Below are 16,533 nucleotides of genomic sequence, written 5' to 3'. Positions count from 1 at the left end.
GAGTCAACTGATATTATGAGCGCCGTTCATCCACCGGAGCCCCCCAATGCCCCATTCCTCCGCACAAGCCCTGGTCGACAGGGCGCGCCCGCAGATCCAAGAAGTCGATACCGACGCGGCCGCCACGCCGCTGCCCGGCGAATGGATCATCGACGTGCGCGAACCCGGCGAGTTCGCCGTCGGCCACTTGCCCAACGCGATCAACATTCCGCGCGGCATCCTCGAATTCCGTCTCGACACCGACCCGGCGCTGGCCCGGCGCGACCAGCCGATCCTGCTGTACTGCGCCAGCGGCGGCCGTTCCACGCTGGCCGCGCTGAGCCTGCAGCAGCTGGGCTACAGCGCGGTGCGCTCGTTGAACGGCGGCTTCCTGGGCTGGACCGCGGCCGGCCTGCCGGTCGCCTTCTGAGTCCGATGGCCCGCCGCCTGCAACCCGCGATGGATCCTGCGGCGATGCGTGCGCATGCCGGCGAAGCCGCGCGCCTGCTGAAGGCGCTCGGCAACGAAAAGCGGCTGCTGTTGCTGTGCCTGCTGGTGGACCACGAACACTCGGTGGGCGAACTCAACACGCGCCTGGACCTGAGCCAATCGGCGCTGTCGCAGCACCTGGCGGTGCTGCGCGAGGACGGCCTGGTGCAGACCCGCCGCGACGGGCAGACCATCTACTATTCGCTGGTCCCCGGCCCGGCGCAGCGCATCCTCGATACCTTGCACGGCATCTATTGCAGCGCCGCACCTTCCTCTCCCGCCAAGGCAGGCACATGAGCCAGATTCCCAACGTCCACCCCTTCCACCACGCCGGTTCCGGCACCTGGAGCTACCTGGTCGAAGACGGCCACGAGGCTGCAGTGATCGACCCGGTGCTGGACTTCGATGCGGACACCGCTACCCTGCGCGACGCGCCGGTGCGGGGCCTGGCCGAGCTGCTGTCCGCACGCGGCCTGCAACTGCGCTGGATCCTGGAGACCCACGCCCACGCCGACCACGTCTCCGCCGCGCAGTGGTTCAAGCGACGCTGGCCGCAGGCGACGCTGGCGATCGGCGCCGGCATCCGCGCGGTACGCGCGCGCTTCGCGCCGCAGTTCGGCCTGGCCGAGGACAACGGCGACACGCGCTGCGGCTTCGACCACCTGTTCGCCGACGGCGAGCGTTTCGCGATCGGCGCGCTGCAGGCGCAGGTGATCGCGGTGCCCGGGCATACCGACGACAGCATCGCCTACCTGATCGGCGATGCGCTGTTTCCCGGCGATTCGCTGTTCATGCCCGACAGCGGCACGGCACGCTGCGATTTCCCCGGCGGCGACGCGGCCACGCTGTTCCGTTCGATCCACAGGCTGTACGCACTGCCAGCCGCCACCCGCGTGTTCGTCTGCCACGACTACGGCGTCGGCGGCCGCGCGGTCGCCTGCGAAACCAGCATCGGCGCGCAGCGCCGCGACAACATCCACGTGCGCGACGGCATCGATGAAGCCGAGTTCGTCGCATTGCGGCAGGCGCGCGACGCGACCTTGGCGCAGCCGCGGCTGATGCAGCCGTCGGTACGCGCCAACATCCAGGCCGGCCGCACCGACGACCTGCACGCCGCGCCGCGCTGAAGACGGTAGGATGCGGGCGTACCGCGCACGATCGCGCTGCCATCGCAGCGGCCTGCGCGCCACTGCGCCAGGTCCAGCCGATCGCCGCCCGTCCCCTGATTCCTCGGAGCGCCCCATGTCCCGTTCGCTACGCAGCCTGCTGTGCCTGCTCTCGCTCACCGTCGCCATGGCCGCGCCGCCGGCCTGGGCGCAGACGCCGCTGACCGTATTCGCCGCGGCCAGCCTGAAGGAATCCCTGGACGAGGCCACGGTTGCCTACCAGCGCTCCAGCGGCACGCCGGTGCAGGTGTCGTACGCGGCCAGCTCGGCGCTGGCGCGGCAGGTGGAACAAGGCGCGCCGGCGGACGTGTTCTTCTCCGCCGACCTGGAGTGGATGGACTATCTGCAGCAGCGTCAGCTGGTCGATGCGGCGCAGCGCCGCAACCTGCTCGGCAACACGCTGGTGCTGGTCGCGCCGGCGGCCAGCAAGACTAAGGTGGACCTGCGCAAACCCGGCGCGCTCGCCGCCGCGCTCGGTGCGCAGGGCCGCCTTGCGGTCGGCCAGACCAACAGCGTGCCGGCCGGCAAGTACGCGCGCGCCGCGCTGCAGACACTCGGCCAGTGGGACGGCGTGCAGGCGCGCCTGGCCGAATCGGAAAGCGTGCGCGCCGCGCTGATGCTGGTCGCGCGCGGCGAGGCGCCACTAGGCATCGTCTACGGCTCCGACGCCAAGGCCGAACCGAAGGTGCGGGTGGTGGCGGTGTTCCCCGCCGACAGCCACGCGCCGATCGTGTATCCGGTGGCGGCGCTGCGCGCCAGCAAGCATCCGGCCGCGGCCGATTTCGTGCGCTGGCTGGGTACGCCGCCGGCGCAGGCGATCTTCCAGCGCCGCGGTTTCTCGCTCGCGCACTGAGCCATCGCCGTTGTTCGCATTCACGCCGCAAGAGCTCACCGCGATCGCGCTCAGCGTCAAGGTCGCGCTGGTCGCGGCGCTGGGCAGCCTGCCGTTCGGCGTGGTCTGCGGCTGGCTGCTGGCGCGGCGCCGTTTTCCCGGCAAGGCGCTGCTGGATGCGTTGCTGCACCTGCCGCTGGTGATGCCGCCGATCGTCACCGGCTATGCGCTGCTGATCGTGTTCGGCACGCAGGGGCCGGTCGGCGCCTGGCTGCTCGAGCACCTTGGCGTGCAGTTCGTATTCCGCTGGACCGGCGCGGCGCTGGCCAGCGCGGTGATGGGATTCCCGCTGATGGTGCGCGCGATCCGCATGGCGCTGGAAGCCACCGACCGCCGCCTGGAGGCGGCCGCGGCCACGCTCGGCGCCGGGCCATGGCGAGTGTTCTTCAGCATCACCCTGCCGCTGGCCTGGCCCGGGCTGGTCGCCGGCACCGCGCTCGCCTTCGCCAAGGCGCTGGGCGAATTCGGCGCCACCATCACCTTCGTGTCGAACATTCCCGGGGAAACCCAGACCCTGTCGTCGGCGATCTACGGCCTGCTGCAGGTGCCCGGCGGCGAAGCGGGCATCTGGCGGCTGGCGGCGGTGGCCCTGGCGATCTCGCTGGCCGCGCTGCTGCTGTCCGAATGGCTGGTGCGGCGCCAGCGCGGGCCGGAGGCGGACGCGTGAGCCGGCTCCGCAACGCCGCGCGCGATCTGCCCGCCACGCGTGTCCACGGCGCGCCGCATTCGCAACGTGACGCGAGCATGCGCCGATGCTGAGCATCGATATCGAAGTGCAGCGCGGCCGCTTCCAGCGCCGCTTGCGGGTCGAGGAAACGGCGCGCGTGGTCGCGCTGGTCGGCCCGTCCGGCGCCGGCAAGACCAGCATGCTCAACGCCATCGCCGGCGTGTTGCGGCCGCGCAGCGGACGCATCGCCATCGACGAGCGCGTGCTCTACGACAGCGCCGCCGGCATCGACGTGCCCACCCACCGGCGCCGCATCGGCTACGTATTCCAGGACGCGCGACTGTTCCCGCACATGGACGTACGCCGCAACCTCGGCTACGGCCGCCACGGCCGCGGCCAGGCCGAGCGCTTCGGCTTCGATGCGGTGGTGGAGCTGCTCGGCATCGCGCCGCTGCTGGCGCGGCGCCCCGGCAACCTGTCCGGCGGCGAGGCGCAGCGCGTGGCGATCGGCCGCGCATTGCTGTCGCAGCCGGCGATCCTGCTGTTCGACGAACCGCTGTCGGCGCTGGACGCGCAACGCCGCGGCGAACTGATCCCGTACCTGCAGCGCGTGCGCGACGAAGTGCGGCTGCCGATGCTCTACGTCAGCCATCAGGCCGAGGAAGTGGAACGCATCGCCGACGCGATCCATCGGCTGGAATAGCGCGCCGACGCCGCGTTCACCGCCGATGGCAAGACTGTGCGCCATCGCAACGAAGCGAGGCCGCCGCCATGCGCCGCTACCGCAAGCATGATTTCCCGCTCGACCAGGTGCGCCGGTTCCTGGAACCCGGCCCGGTGGTGCTGGTCGGTTCTGCATGGAAAGGGCAGCGCGACATCATGACCATGGGCTGGCACATGGTGCTGGAGTTCTCGCCGTCGCTGATCGCCTGCTGCATCTCCAGCGCCAACCACAGCTTCGAACTGGTCCGGCGCAGCAAGCAATGCACGATCAATCTGCCGACCGCGGACCTGCTCGACACCGTGATCGGCATCGGCAACAGCAGCGGCGCGCAGCTCGACAAGTTCGCGCACTTCGGCCTGACCGCGGTGGCCGGCACGCACGTCGATGCGCCGTCGATTGCCGAGTGCTACGCGAGCTTCGAGTGCCGCCTGCACGATGGCCGCCAGATCGCCAGGCACAACCTGTTCGTCTGGGAGGTGGTCAAGGCGCAGGTCGCCACGTCGCCGAAACTGCCCAAGACCCTGCACTACCGCGGCGACGGCAAGTTCATGCTGTCCGGCGCGGAAGTCTCGCGGCGGCGCCTGTTCAAGCCGGAAATGCTGTAACCGCGATGACAGCGCGCGGCAGCGATCCTGCTGCCGCCATATTGGGCATCCCGTCGAGATGCCGCCCTTGTAGGAGCGACTTCAGTCGCGACAGACTCTACGGCGACGCCTATCGCAATCGATGGCCAGAAGCTAACCGATCGCTTCCGTAACCCTCAATCGTCAATCGTCAGAGAAGTACTTTCCGGCGCTCACTGTGCGGCATCAAACACTCAACGCGCACTTCGACCGCCCACACGCCCGGCCTGCACGCTGGCCTTGCCCTCGCGCACCTCGAAGGTGAACGCGTAGGCCAGCGTCACCGGCACCTCTTCCACCGACACCGCATCGTCGCAGCGTCCCTCCACTGCCGGCCGCTGCGCCGGATCGGCATAGGTGCAGATCGCCGCGGGCACGAAGCGCCAACGCGCGACCTCCTGCTGCACCGCCTGCAGCAGATCGGCAGTGTCCGCCAGGGCACCGGCGCTGCATTCCTCGCGGTCGTGCAAGGGCTCGCTGCGCTGCACCGCGCCTTGCGCGGACAGGACCACGCGCACGCATACCGTGGTCGGCGCCAGCGTGCGCCGCGGCGAATCGGCCGGCAGTTGCGGCGTCGCCGCGTCCAGCGGCTGCGGCATGCGGAACACCTGCTGCGGCTGCATCGTGTAGGCGGTGATGGCGCCGCCCGGGGCGCCATCGCCGCGTGGTGCAAGCAGGCGCTGGTCCACGGAGTCCAGCCGCTGGGTCTGCTCGCGCGGCGGCTGGCTGGCGCAGCCGGCCAGGCACAGGCACAGGCTGGCCAGGCAGATCCTGCGCAGGCTCATCACTTGGCCGTCTTGATGGACATGCCGCAATACACGCGCCGGTTCGGCCCTTGCCCATCGACAGAGACAACGTCGCAGGTTTGCTCAGGCGCATCATCCGCCTCCGTATCCACCAGATACCAGCGATAGTTCGATGCATTCGGGACCCCCGATGGCGCATCCACAGGCTCCCTCCCGGATTCGAAGGTGACCGGTATCTTCAACCGCGACGCCACCGTCCGTCCCTGCTTCTGCGCCGGAACGAAGCGCCACTTCCTGGCGGCGGCAATCGCCGCCTGGTCCAGCGCCGCATTGCCCGTACCACGATCAAGCAACTGCACATCGCTGACGGCGCCGGCCGCATCCACGCTCACCAACAGCGACAGTTTTCCCGAGGCGCCCTCGCGCAGTGCGTCGCGCGGATAGGCCGGTGGCGGCATGGCCATTGGCTTGGCATCCACGGTGGCGCGCTTGGCGGATGTGGTCGCAGCATCGGCTGCCGAAGCCATCAGCATTGGCAAGCGCGTCCCGGTGCTGGCTGGCCCTGCGCCCAGAGTCCCGGCCAGTGCATCCGCATCCGGCGCTTGCGCATCCGCCAACGCGGATGCCGGCAGCGGTTGCAACGCCCATGCCGCGCCGCCGCCGCACAAGGTCGCCATCGCCACCACGGCGATGCCCGCACGCCGCCGCCAGCCGCGCACGGCCGGCCGCTGCAGCATGCCGATCCGCTGCCGCAGGGTCTGCCCGGCCTGCCAATGGCAACCCACCGGCAATGCAGTCGCATCCAACTGGGTCTGCAGCATCGCTTCGGCGTAGCTGCGGCGCGAAGCTGGATGCCGTGCCAGCACCGCCGCATCGCAGGCCAGTTCCTGGTCGAAGCGGAACCGCGACGCGGCCCAGTGCAGCAAGGGGTTGAACCAGTACGCGCAGCGCAAGGCAGCCAGCAACAGATTGTGGCGGGTGTCGCCGCGGGCGATATGCATGCGCTCGTGGGCCAGCACCAGTTGCGCCTGCGCGGGCGGATAGCGCTGCGCGAAATCCATCGGCAGTACCACACGCGGGCGCCAGGCGCCGAGCACCAACGGACCATGCACCGCGTGTTGCGCGTACAGCACCCCATCGGTGCCGGGCGACAGCTGGCCTAGGCTATGCCGATAGCGCTGCTGCTGCCGCCACAACGCGGCGGCCATCGCCGCCGCGCCCAGCAGCCAGAGGGTAGCCATCCACAGGGCGGCATGGCTGCTCGCCAGCGTCATCGCACCGGCAGCGCCAGCGGATTCCTGCGGCAGCCCGACCCAGACCTGCGGCATCGCCAACGCCGCCGGCAGCGCCGGACGCACGTCGCCAGGCAGCAGCACGGCGAGCATGGCCAACGGCACCACACCCCATACCGCGTAGGCGACGCCGGCACCGAACGCGCGCCGCAACGGCGCACGCAGCGCCAACGCCAACACGATCGCCACACTGCCGGACAGCGCCGTGGCCCACATTCCCGCTACGAAGGTTTCAACGCTCATCGTCCAGCTCCTGGATCAGTCGTTTGAGTTCGGCGATATCGGCGTCGCTGAGCTTGCCGCGTTCGCTGAAGTGCGCCACCAGCGGCGCGACGCGGCCGCCGAACAGGCGTTCGAGCAGGCCTTCGCTCTGTTGCTGCACCCACTGTTCGCGCTGCAGCAGCGGCGCGTACAGATAGCGGCGGCCCTGTTTGTCGGCGCGGATCGCGCCCTTGTTGAGCAGCCGATTGAGCAAGGTCTTGACCGTGGGTTCGGCCCAGCCGCCATGCCCCGACAGCGCCGCGAACACCTCCTCGGCACCGAGCGGGCTCCGGTTCCACAGCACCTCCATCACCACGGCTTCGGCATCACTGATCGACATATCGTTTACGCCTGTAATTTTTATCGATTACATGAGTAATCGAATCCGTTGTCAAGCGCTTTCGCCAACCGCGGAAACACGCGATTGCGGCGCTCGCCTAAGCTATGCCGCTATGACCGACTCCCTCGAAGACCTCGACGCCGCTGTCGAGCTGATCCTGCAGCGCATCCCCGGCCCACTGCGCATCGGCGCGCCGCTGGGCATCGGCAAGCCGCACCGCCTGCTCAACGCGCTGTACGACCGGGTCGCCGCCGATCCGCAGCGACCGATGCAGCTCTACACCGCGCTGTCGCTGAACGCGCCGGCGCCCGGCGGCGGACTGGAAGGCCGCTTCCTGCGCCCGTTCGTGCAGCGCCATTTCGGCGACGATTTCCCCCAGCTCAAGTATGTGCAGGCCTTGCAGCGCGATGCGCTGCCGGCGCATATCCAGGTGGAAGAGTTCTACATGCAATCCGGCGCGCTGCTGCGCTCGACGCAGGCGCAGCGCAACTACACCAGCCTCAACTACACGCATGCGGCCGATGCGGTGGCGCAGCGCGCGCCCAACCTGATCGTGCAGAAGGTGGCGCGCGAACCCGACGGCACCCGCCTGTCGTTCTCCTGCAACAACGACATCACCCAGGACACGCTGGACGCGGTGCGCCGGCGCGGCCTGCCGCGGCCGCTGCTGGTCGCCGAGATCGATCCGCAGCTGCCGTGGATCGGTGGCAGCGCGGCGGTGGAGCCATCGTTCTTCGACGTGGTGGTGACCCCGCCGGGCCCGTATCCGCGCCTGTTCGGACTGCCGCGGCAACCGGTGGCCGATGCCGACTACGCCATCGGCCTGTATGCGAGCACGCTGGTGCGCGACGGCGGCACGCTGCAGATCGGCATCGGCACCCTGGCCGATGCGCTGTGCCACGCGCTGGTGCTGCGGCACACCGACAACGCGCGCTACCGGCAGGTGCTGGCGGCGCTGGATCCGGAACTGCAAACGCATCCCGCGGTCCAGGAATGCGGCGGACTCGCGCCGTTCTCGATCGGCCTGTTCGGCTGCAGCGAGATGCTCAACGAAGGCTTCCGCCAGTTGGTCCAGTGCGGCGTGATCCAGCGCAAGGTACTCGACGACGCGGAGCTGATGCAGCGCGTGGCCGATGGCAGCGCCGATGCCGGCGACCAGGCGCGACTGCAGCGCGACGGCGAATACCTGCAGGGTGCGTTCTATCTCGGCTCGCCCGAGTTCTACGCCTGGCTGCGCGAGATGGCGCCGCAGGCGCGCGCCGGCATCGGCATGCACCGCATCAGCGCGATCAACCAGCTGTATGGCGACGAGCGCCTGCGCCGCCTGCAACGCCGCGAGGCGCGCTTCTTCAACTCGTGCATGATGGCCACCGTGCTGGGCGCGGCGGTGTCCGATGCGCTGGACGACGGCCGCGTGGTGTCCGGGGTCGGCGGCCAATACAACTTCGTGGCGATGGCGCACGCGCTGGACGACGCGCGCAGCGTGCTGATGTTCCGCGCCGTCCGCGGCGAGGCGCCCGCGCTGCACTCCAACGTGCGCTGGAACTACGGCCACACCACGATCCCGCGCCACCTGCGCGACATCTATCTCAACGAATACGGCATCGCCGACCTGCGCGGCATGACCGACGAAGACTGCGTCGTCGGGATGATCGGCATCGCCGATGCGGCGTTCCAGCCGGCGCTGCTGGCCGAAGCCAAACAGGCCGGCAAGCTGTGCGCCGATGTCATCGCGCGGCCGCACTGGCAGCGCAACCGCGCCGAACGCGTGCGCGCCGCGCTGGCCCCGTTCCGCGCCGACGGCACCCTGCCCGACTATCCGCTGGGCAGCGATTTCACCGAGGTCGAACAGCGCCTGCTGCGCGCGCTGGCCTGGCTCAAGCGCAACACCGCAGGCACCGGCACCAAGCTTGCCACCATCGTGCGCGCGCTGCTGTCGCGCACGCCCGGCGATCCGGCCAGCCTGCAACGCATGGCGCTGGATGCGCCGCGCAGTATCGGCGAGCGCGTGGAAGCGCGTCTGCTGGCCTACGCCCTGCGCCAGACCAGGGCGCCCTGAGAACCTCGACGCAGCGGTGCGGCGAAAAACGGCACGGCGCGTCTGCGTACCAGCCAGCGCCGAGGTCGCCGCATCGCCATCTCCGTCGCAGTCTGTTGCTTGCCGCGTTATCGGCGAGCGCGTGGAAGCGCGTCTGCTGGCCTACGCCCTGCGCCAGACCAGGGCGCCCTGAGAACCTCGACGCAGCGGTGCGGCGAAAAACGGCACGGCGCGTCTGCGTACCAGCCAGCGCCGAGGTCGCCGCATCGCCATCTCCGTCGCAGTCTGTTGCTTGCCGCGTTGCGGTCACACCGAATGACGCAATGCAGCAATAGTTTGGAAAGATGCGCGTCAAGCTGACCCTCGATGATGCTCGCACCACGTTCTTCGGCTTTGCCGCATGCGCCCCTGTTCACCTGTATCCCCGGCGCTGGAAACGGCCTGCCCCACGCTACCGCCTGCCGCGCGCCTGCACCTGATCCGGTGCGCCCTGCTCGGCCTGTTGACGATCGTCCCGCTCGCATTGCATGCCGCGCCGCGGCTCAACGAACTGCAGTACATCGGCAGCCACAACAGCTACCACGCCGGTTTTGCGCCCAGCGAAGCGGCACTGTGGAAGCAAACCAATCCGGCGGTGTTCGCCAAGCTGGACTACCGCCATCCGCCGCTGACGCAGCAGTTCGACGACGGCGTCAGGCAGATCGAACTGGACATCTATGCCGACGCCAAGGGCGGCCGCTATGCGCATCCGGCGATCGCCGAGCAGATCGCCAAGGCCGGACTGCCGCCGGCGCCGGCCCACGCCGCGCCCGGGGTGATGGAGAAGCCTGGATTCAAGGTCATGCATGTGCAGGATCTTGACCAGCGCAGTACCTGCCAACCGCTGGTCGCCTGCCTGCGGGAAGTGCGCGCGTGGTCCAAGCGGCATCCGCGCCACCTGCCGATATTCGTGCTGCTGGAAACCGAGGAGTCGCCGTTGCAGCTGGCGTTCCCGACCGTGCAGCCCGAACCCTTCGATGCCAAGGCGATGGACGCGCTGGATGCGGAAATCCGCTCGGTGTTCCGACGCGGCGAGTACCTGAGTCCCGACCAGGTGCGCGGCAGCGCAGCCACGCTCAATGCCGCGATCCTCGAACACGGCTGGCCATCCCTGGACGAGGCGCGCGGCAAGATCGTGTTCCTGCTCGACCAGCATTCGGTGGGCCGGCACTACTTGCCCGACCATGCGTCGCTGCGCGGCCGCGTGTGCTTCACCAATGCCATTCCCGGCGAAGACGATGCCGCCTTCACCGAGCGCAACGACGGCAGCGCGGAAGAGATCGCGCGCCTGGTGAAAGCGGGATATCTGGTGCGTACCCGCACCGATGCGGACCTGAAAGAGCCGGCAAACAACGACACCACGCGCCGCGACGCCATGCTCGCCAGCGGCGCGCAATTGCTCAGCACCGATTTTCCCGATCACGAAGCGGCCGCTTCCGGCTACGTGGTGCGTTTCGATGGCGACGCCGCCGCGCGCTGCAATCCGCAATTCCCGAACGCACGCTGCGACGGCACCGATTTGACGCATTGAATCGGCGTCGCTCGCCCCGTTCGTACCGCACCACCTCCACACACCTGTCGCAATGGAACGCATGGGCGATGCAATTCGCCTGCGCCCGCTTAGCCGGGGCCAGGGTACCCAAGCTCACCAACCGCGAGTTCTCTGCATGCCGTCCTTCCGTTCCATCAGCCGCCTGACCTACGCCATCAGTATCGCCCTGACGTTCTGCGCACCCGCGTTCGCGGAGGACGCGAGCCCACGCACGCCCACCACGCTGGACTCGGTCAACGTGCAGGCCGACCAGGCGCCCGCGCCCGGTTCGATCAACGAACAACGCCTGTCCGCCAGCGTCAACAGCGTGATGGACAAGGAGCAGATCGACGCGATTCCCTCGGCCGGCATCGCCGATGTGCTCGCGCACATGCCGGGGTTGTCGGCCTACAGCGACATGCACCTGGGCCAGGCCACCACCGGCGAGAACGCTTACGTCAGCATCCGCGGCATGGACGCCAGCTACAACGCCTACACCCTCAACGGCTTCGGCATGCCCGAAACCGACTCGTCGACGCGTGCGATCTCGTTGAACATGCTGGCCCCGTTCGGCATCCAGTCGGTGCAAGTGTCCAAGGCGCCGACGCCGGACATGCCCGGCGATGCGATCGGTGGCGCGATCGATATGCGCACCCCCAGCGCGTTCGACTTCAACGGCGATTTCTACGGCAAGACCACCGCGCAGGGCCAGTTCAACGCGCTGGCCTCGGACCTGGGCGGCAAGGACAAGGGCGGCACGCTGCAACAGGAACTGGCCTGGAAGTTCGGCGACAACCAGGCCTTCGGCCTCTACGCCTCCGCTTACTACGGCAAGAACAACAACATGGCGCAGGCGCCTGCGCCCAACAGCAAATACGTCCCGGCCGATCCGGCGCAGGCCAATGCCGTGGATCTGCGCGACGTGGGGCCATTGGTCAGCACCCGCTACAAGTACAGCGTCTACACCAGCCAGATCGAGCGCTATGGCGCCAATCTCGCCTTCGACTGGCAGGGCGAGCACAGCAAGCTGTACGCGCGCGCCATCTACGGCAGTTACGATGTCAGCGGGCAGCAGGACCAGTCCAGCGCGCGTCTGGAAACCTATTTGAACCAGCCCACGGCCGTGCGCGGCGGCTACTTCAACACGCACGACATCGGCGAAAAACTGGCGACGCTGCAACTGGGCGGCACGACCACGCTGGACCGCCTGCAATTCGACTACGGCACCTCGTTCGGCCGCGGCACCCGCAGCCGGCCGGACTACGTCTCGGCCAGCCTGTACGGCTTCACCCCCGGCAGCTTCGCCTTCGACCTCAGCGACCCGACCTATCCGGGCATCGGCCCCAGCTCCGACGCGCTGAAGAATTACTTCTACAACCTGGATTCGTCGTTGCTGTGGAAGGTGCAGGGCCATGATGCCGGCAGCCACGACAACCGCGTCAATGCGCATACCGACATCACCTACCGGGTGGACGACAGCGTGCTGGACAGCGTCAAGGTCGGGTTGTCGGCCGACCACGCCGACCGCGGCGCCTACGACCATCCGTTCTTCCACAAGGACGGCAACTTCGTTTCCAACGGCCCCTACTTCGGCGGCCCCAACTACGCCTTCCCCACCGCCGGCGGCCCTCCGCTGAGCGCGATCCCGGGGCGGGTGACCTACGGCGCCTTCGATGGCCACTATGCCGGCCCGTTCAAGATCCTGGACCGCAACTGGATGCTGGCGCAGGCCGTGCCCTACAAGTACATCGACGATCCCAAGGGCGCCGGCGTCTATACCGCCAACGACTACAACGCCAACACCACCTCCAGTACCGAAGCGATCTATTCCGGCTACGCAATGGCCACGCTGCACATCGGCGAGGTGACCGTGCTGCCCGGCGTGCGCTACGAACTGACCCGCTACTCGGCCGACTCCTGGCAATCCAGCGGCGATGGCGTCAATGGCCAGTTCGTCGGCAACGGCCGCACCTACGGCGAAGTGCTGCCGGGAATCAGCCTCAACTATCGCCCGGACGATCTCACCGTCTACCGCGCCTCGCTGCGGCGCAGCTTCAGCCGCCCGGCGTTCGGCCTGATTTCCGGCGAGACGGTCTACACCATCGATCCCAACAACACGGTCATCGGCATTTCCAAGCCCAATCCCGACCTCAATCCGAGCAAGGCCGACAACGCCGACCTGTCCGCGGAGTTCTACGACGCCCACGGCGGCGTGCTCAGCGCGGCGGCCTACTACAAGCGCATCACCGGCTTCGTCTACACCTCGCAGTCGGCCACCAGCAACGACAACACGCTCGGCGGCCTGGTTCCCACCGGCACCACGTTCGAGAACGGCGTGCCGGTGACCATGCCGCAGAACGGCGGCACCGCCAAGCTCTACGGCGTGGAATTGGCGCTGAGCAAGCGCCTGCAGGATCTGCCCGGTTTCTGGGGCAATTTCGGCGCCACCGCCAACCTGACCCTGCAGCACAGCTCGGCCGACAGCAAACGCGCCGACCAGCCGGAGAACACCTGGTTGCCGCGCGCGCCGGAGCGCATCTACAACCTGGACCTGTTCTACGACGACACCAAGCTGCGTGCAGACCTCAGCTACAACTACACCGGCCTGCAACTGCTCGGCCTGACCAGCGACCGGCTCAACTACTACCTGCAGCCGGTGAAGTCGCTGGACTTGAACGCCACCTACCACCTGCCGCACGGCATCGACGTGGGCGTATCGGCCAAGAACCTGCTCAATGCGGCCACGTTCTACGAGACCCAGGGCAAGTCCACGCGCTACATGGCCTACGATCCCGGCGCCGACGGTGCCTATGTCGAGACCGGCCGGGTGTACATGCTGACGCTGGGCTATACCTACTGAGCGCAGCCTGCCTCCGGCGTATCGCGCCGGAGGCCTCGCGCCTTCGATCTCGAAGGCGACGGATGCGAGGCCCGGCAGTGCCGGCCGCGCTCCGGTCAGCGGACAGCCAGTCATTTCACGCTGGCTAGTCGCGGCGCTTAGGCATGGTGGCGGGAATTCATGCCGGAGTCGCCGATGTCCCGCCTATCGCTTCCACTCGCCTGCCTTGCCGTGCTGTTCGCAAGCGCAGTCGGCAACGCGTCGGCGCAACCGCCCGCCAAGGCCGCGGCCTCCAGCGCAGCCCCGGACAGCGGCGAGCGTTCGCCGCTGCACGCGCAAGTGCTGCTGGACCGCGCGCACTTCTCCCCGGGCGAGATCGACGGCCAGCCAGGCTCCAACCAGCGCCGCGCCGTCTCCGGCTTCCAGCAGGCGCGCGGGCTGACCGCAAACGGCGAACTCGACGACGCCACCTGGCAGGCGCTGGTGCAGGACGCCGCGCCCGCGCTGATCGCCTACACGCTCACCGCCGAGGACGTCGCCGGCCCGTTCCCCAAGATTCCCGAGGACACCGCGGAGAAGGCCAAGCTGCCGGCGCTGGGCTACGAGTCGGTGGAAGAGCGCCTGGGCGAACGCTTCCACGCCGCGCCTGCGCTGTTGCGTGCGCTCAACCCATCGGTCGATTTCAGCCAGGCCGGCGCCAGCGTGCAGGTGCCGAACGTGCTCGGCACCGCGGCGCTGCCGAAGGCGGCCAAGCTGGTAGTCGACAAGTCCGACTCCACTGTGCGCCTGCTCGACGCCGGCGGCGCGATTCTGGCCCAGTTTCCCGCCTCCACCGGCAGCGAGCACGACCCGCTGCCGATCGGCGATTGGAAGATCAAGGGCGTGGTGCGGCAGCCGACCTTCCACTACAACCCCAAGCTGTTCTGGGACGCCGACAAGTCCGACAAGAAGGCCACACTGGCCGCAGGCCCGAACAATCCGGTCGGCGAGGTGTGGATCGATCTGTCCAAGGACCACTACGGCCTGCATGGCACGCCGGATCCGGCGCGGGTCGGCAAGGCGCAATCGCATGGCTGCGTGCGCCTGACCAACTGGGATGCGCTGACCGTGGCCGCTGCGGTGAACGCATCGGTGCCGGTGACGATGCAGGAGTGAGCGGATGAAGACCCTGCTCAGCCTGGCGGCGCTGGTGATGGCGGTAGCGCTCGGCTACTGGGTGCTGCGCGCCGGCGTGCAGGTGCGCCCCAGCGCTGCCCATGCCGACGATGCGGCGGCCACGCCGGCGATGTCGCCCGCCGCAGCGCCGGCAACGGCGCCGGCGCAGCGGGAGGCGCTTACCCTGGTGCCTGCCCCCGTGGCGATGGACGCCACACCGGCGGAGCAGCCTGTCGCGGCCGTAGAGGCCCCCGCGGCAGCGCCGGCGAACGCATCCGATGACCTACTGATCCCGGTACAAGGCGTGCGCCGCGACCAGCTGCAGGACACCTTCACCGACGCGCGCAGCCAGGGCCGGCGCCACGACGCGATCGACATCCTGGCGCCGGCCGGCACGCCGGTGCTGGCGGTGGCCGACGGCAGCGTGGAGAAGCTGTTCGACAGCGAACGCGGCGGCCTCACCGTGTACCAGTTCGAACCCAGCGGCCGCTACGCCTACTATTACGCGCACCTGCAGCGCTACGCGGATGGACTGGCGGAGAAACAGACGATCCGCCGCGGCCAGGTGCTCGGCTATGTCGGCAGCACCGGCAATGCCGATCCCGGCGCGCCGCACCTGCATTTCGAGATCCACCGGCTGGGCCCGGAAAAGCAGTGGTGGAAGGGCGAATCGCTCAATCCGTATCCGCTGCTGCGCGGCGAGCAGCGGTTGTAGGCGCAGGCGCGGCCTGAAGTTGCGTCTCCACAGGCTGCGCGAGCGCAGGCACGTCCGCATCGTGTCTGGATCCGCCGATGGCCGAACGCCTTGAAACGCAGGCCTCCGCCCCACCGACGCTTGCCTGCGCAGCCGCTCCCGCAGTAAGCCCACGCAAGGCGCTCTGCGCCATTGCCGGCGGCAATCGAAAAACCGCAGCTTGAACCGCACCGGACCGGTGAGCCGGCTTTCGGGCCGCCGCCGGGGTCGCCGGCCGGCCCGCCATGTCATTCGCGTGTAAAATTCCCGGTTTTACCCAGAAGCAATGGCGAAAGCTCTTCCACGGCCGCCTGTCCCGGGCCCGGCGTTCATTCGCCTCCTCGCACGTCTCACCGACGCCGACATCGCGCCGTCCAGCCCCGCGCTGGCCGACCGGCTCGGCCAATGGATCGACTGGACGCGTGCCGTGGCCGTGTCCAGGGCGCTGGACGGCAGGCCGACCGCCATCGACGCCGACGCGCCGTTCGAGGGCGTCGACGCACACGAGTGCGCGCGCGTGCGCAGCGCGCTGGAGGAGGCGATTTCCAGCGACACCGCCGCGGACGCCGGCAAGCAAGGCCCCCGGCCTGGCCACGCCGCCGACGCGAACGCGCCGCTCGACTATGCGCCGTTCCGCCAGCGCTACCTGGCGCTGCAGCGCTCGATGCTGACCGCGACCGGCCGCCTGCGTGGCCAGCTGCGCGACACACTGGCGCGCACGTCGGCCGACATGGCGCGGCTGGCGGACGTGGATGCGGTCATGGAGCTGACCCTGAGTCCGCGCGAACAGACCCTGCTGGCGGCCGTGCCGGCGCTGCTGCAACAGCATTTCGAACGCCTGCGCGACACCGAGCCCGCCGCGGCGGCCGATACGCACACGGCGGACACCGCTCAGGCACCGACCGCCAACGCCTGGCTGGACGTGTTCCGCCAGGACATGCGCAACGTGCTGCGCGCCGAGCTGGACGTCCGCTTCCATCCCATCGACGCGCTGCTCGCAGCGCTGCGCCCCCGCTGAC

At 68.9% G+C, this 16,533-nt stretch carries 16 protein-coding genes; 13 read left to right on the top strand and 3 right to left on the bottom strand.

All coding sequences use genetic code 11. From position 1 onward, the window contains the following. The first annotated feature begins 46 nt into the window (after positions 1 to 46). From HEP75_RS04905 to HEP75_RS04875, 7 genes are all read left to right on the top strand, one after another. A complete protein-coding gene (locus HEP75_RS04905) occupies positions 47 to 409 on the top strand; it encodes a rhodanese-like domain-containing protein (RefSeq protein WP_185825644.1) in 363 nt (120 codons plus the stop codon). Between the two features lie 5 nt (positions 410 to 414). Beyond that, positions 415 to 765, top strand: coding sequence for a metalloregulator ArsR/SmtB family transcription factor (locus HEP75_RS04900; protein WP_185822368.1), 351 nt, complete (start codon positions 415 to 417; stop codon positions 763 to 765). After that, a complete protein-coding gene (locus HEP75_RS04895) occupies positions 762 to 1,595 on the top strand; it encodes an MBL fold metallo-hydrolase (protein ID WP_185825643.1) in 834 nt (277 codons plus the stop codon). The genes HEP75_RS04900 and HEP75_RS04895 overlap by 4 nt, the downstream gene beginning before the upstream one ends. Positions 1,596 to 1,710: 115 nt before the next feature. Next, a complete protein-coding gene (modA, locus tag HEP75_RS04890; protein ID WP_185825642.1) occupies positions 1,711 to 2,487 on the top strand; it encodes a molybdate ABC transporter substrate-binding protein in 777 nt (258 codons plus the stop codon). A 10-nt stretch (positions 2,488 to 2,497) separates the two neighbouring features. Beyond that, positions 2,498 to 3,193 (top strand): molybdate ABC transporter permease subunit, encoded by a 696-nt coding sequence (gene modB / locus HEP75_RS04885; RefSeq protein ID WP_185825641.1) that lies wholly within the window; start codon positions 2,498 to 2,500, stop codon positions 3,191 to 3,193. Between the two features lie 85 nt (positions 3,194 to 3,278). Next, complete coding sequence (locus HEP75_RS04880; RefSeq protein ID WP_185825640.1) at positions 3,279 to 3,896, top strand: ATP-binding cassette domain-containing protein; 618 nt, start codon at positions 3,279 to 3,281, stop codon at positions 3,894 to 3,896. A gap of 68 nt (positions 3,897 to 3,964) precedes the next feature. Further along, positions 3,965 to 4,522 (top strand): flavin reductase family protein, encoded by a 558-nt coding sequence (locus HEP75_RS04875; RefSeq protein WP_185825639.1) that lies wholly within the window; start codon positions 3,965 to 3,967, stop codon positions 4,520 to 4,522. 212 nt (positions 4,523 to 4,734) lie between these two features. Here HEP75_RS04875 and HEP75_RS04870 read toward each other — a convergent pair whose 3' ends face one another. Genes HEP75_RS04870 through HEP75_RS04860 form a run of 3 tightly spaced genes read right to left on the bottom strand, consistent with a single transcriptional unit; the run spans position 4,735 to position 7,179 of the window. Beyond that, entirely contained in the window at positions 4,735 to 5,319 is a 585-nt protein-coding gene (locus tag HEP75_RS04870) for a hypothetical protein (RefSeq protein ID WP_185826499.1), read from the bottom strand. Between the two features lie 5 nt (positions 5,320 to 5,324). Next, the gene (locus HEP75_RS04865; protein ID WP_255424075.1) at positions 5,325 to 6,794 is read right to left on the bottom strand and encodes a TonB family protein; all 1,470 of its coding nucleotides are present in this window, start codon (positions 6,792 to 6,794) and stop codon (positions 5,325 to 5,327) included. Between the two features lie 16 nt (positions 6,795 to 6,810). Further along, a complete protein-coding gene (locus HEP75_RS04860; RefSeq protein ID WP_185815421.1) occupies positions 6,811 to 7,179 on the bottom strand; it encodes a BlaI/MecI/CopY family transcriptional regulator in 369 nt (122 codons plus the stop codon). Positions 7,180 to 7,291: 112 nt separating this feature from the next. Between HEP75_RS04860 and HEP75_RS04855 the strand changes: the two genes are divergently transcribed. The 6 genes from HEP75_RS04855 to HEP75_RS04830 all read left to right on the top strand — a co-directional run bounded on the left by HEP75_RS04855 (position 7,292) and on the right by HEP75_RS04830 (position 16,532). Beyond that, complete coding sequence (locus tag HEP75_RS04855) at positions 7,292 to 9,238, top strand: acetyl-CoA hydrolase/transferase C-terminal domain-containing protein (RefSeq protein ID WP_185825637.1); 1,947 nt, start codon at positions 7,292 to 7,294, stop codon at positions 9,236 to 9,238. 379 nt (positions 9,239 to 9,617) lie between these two features. Beyond that, positions 9,618 to 10,787: a phosphatidylinositol-specific phospholipase C1-like protein gene (locus tag HEP75_RS04850; protein ID WP_185825636.1), complete on the top strand. Its 1,170-nt coding sequence runs from the start codon at positions 9,618 to 9,620 to the stop codon at positions 10,785 to 10,787. 136 nt (positions 10,788 to 10,923) lie between these two features. Beyond that, positions 10,924 to 13,647, top strand: a complete 2,724-nt coding sequence (locus tag HEP75_RS04845; protein WP_185825635.1) for a TonB-dependent receptor — start codon at positions 10,924 to 10,926, stop codon at positions 13,645 to 13,647. Between the two features lie 174 nt (positions 13,648 to 13,821). After that, positions 13,822 to 14,781, top strand: a complete 960-nt coding sequence (locus HEP75_RS04840) for a L,D-transpeptidase (RefSeq protein ID WP_185825634.1) — start codon at positions 13,822 to 13,824, stop codon at positions 14,779 to 14,781. A gap of 4 nt (positions 14,782 to 14,785) precedes the next feature. Then, positions 14,786 to 15,496 carry a M23 family metallopeptidase gene (locus HEP75_RS04835; protein ID WP_185825633.1) on the top strand — a complete coding sequence of 237 codons (711 nt, stop codon included), beginning with the start codon at positions 14,786 to 14,788 and terminating at the stop codon, positions 15,494 to 15,496. Between the two features lie 304 nt (positions 15,497 to 15,800). Beyond that, positions 15,801 to 16,532 carry a DUF3348 domain-containing protein gene (locus tag HEP75_RS04830; RefSeq protein WP_185815415.1) on the top strand — a complete coding sequence of 244 codons (732 nt, stop codon included), beginning with the start codon at positions 15,801 to 15,803 and terminating at the stop codon, positions 16,530 to 16,532. Position 16,533 lies beyond the last annotated feature (1 nt).

The organism is Xanthomonas sp. SI, from assembly GCF_014236855.1.
Taxonomy (GTDB): domain Bacteria; phylum Pseudomonadota; class Gammaproteobacteria; order Xanthomonadales; family Xanthomonadaceae; genus Xanthomonas_A.
The sequence above is the reverse complement of the archived record's forward strand: the minus strand, read 5'-3'. Positions and strand labels throughout refer to the sequence as shown.

Bases quoted from the DNA above. Each gene is read 5' to 3' on its own strand.
- HEP75_RS04905 (WP_185825644.1), top strand. From the start codon at position 47: ATGCCCCATTCCTCCGCACAAGCCCTGGTCGACAGGGCGCGCCCGCAG.
- HEP75_RS04900 (WP_185822368.1), top strand. From the start codon at position 415: ATGGCCCGCCGCCTGCAACCCGCGATGGATCCTGCGGCGATGCGTGCG.
- HEP75_RS04895 (WP_185825643.1), top strand. From the start codon at position 762: ATGAGCCAGATTCCCAACGTCCACCCCTTCCACCACGCCGGTTCCGGC.
- modA (WP_185825642.1), top strand. From the start codon at position 1,711: ATGTCCCGTTCGCTACGCAGCCTGCTGTGCCTGCTCTCGCTCACCGTC.
- HEP75_RS04880 (WP_185825640.1), top strand. From the start codon at position 3,279: ATGCTGAGCATCGATATCGAAGTGCAGCGCGGCCGCTTCCAGCGCCGC.
- HEP75_RS04875 (WP_185825639.1), top strand. From the start codon at position 3,965: ATGCGCCGCTACCGCAAGCATGATTTCCCGCTCGACCAGGTGCGCCGG.
- HEP75_RS04865 (WP_255424075.1), bottom strand. From the start codon at position 6,794: ATGTGGGCCACGGCGCTGTCCGGCAGTGTGGCGATCGTGTTGGCGTTG.
- HEP75_RS04860 (WP_185815421.1), bottom strand. From the start codon at position 7,179: ATGTCGATCAGTGATGCCGAAGCCGTGGTGATGGAGGTGCTGTGGAAC.
- HEP75_RS04855 (WP_185825637.1), top strand. From the start codon at position 7,292: ATGACCGACTCCCTCGAAGACCTCGACGCCGCTGTCGAGCTGATCCTG.
- HEP75_RS04850 (WP_185825636.1), top strand. From the start codon at position 9,618: ATGCGCCCCTGTTCACCTGTATCCCCGGCGCTGGAAACGGCCTGCCCC.
- HEP75_RS04845 (WP_185825635.1), top strand. From the start codon at position 10,924: ATGCCGTCCTTCCGTTCCATCAGCCGCCTGACCTACGCCATCAGTATC.
- HEP75_RS04840 (WP_185825634.1), top strand. From the start codon at position 13,822: ATGTCCCGCCTATCGCTTCCACTCGCCTGCCTTGCCGTGCTGTTCGCA.
- HEP75_RS04835 (WP_185825633.1), top strand. From the start codon at position 14,786: ATGAAGACCCTGCTCAGCCTGGCGGCGCTGGTGATGGCGGTAGCGCTC.
- HEP75_RS04830 (WP_185815415.1), top strand. From the start codon at position 15,801: ATGGCGAAAGCTCTTCCACGGCCGCCTGTCCCGGGCCCGGCGTTCATT.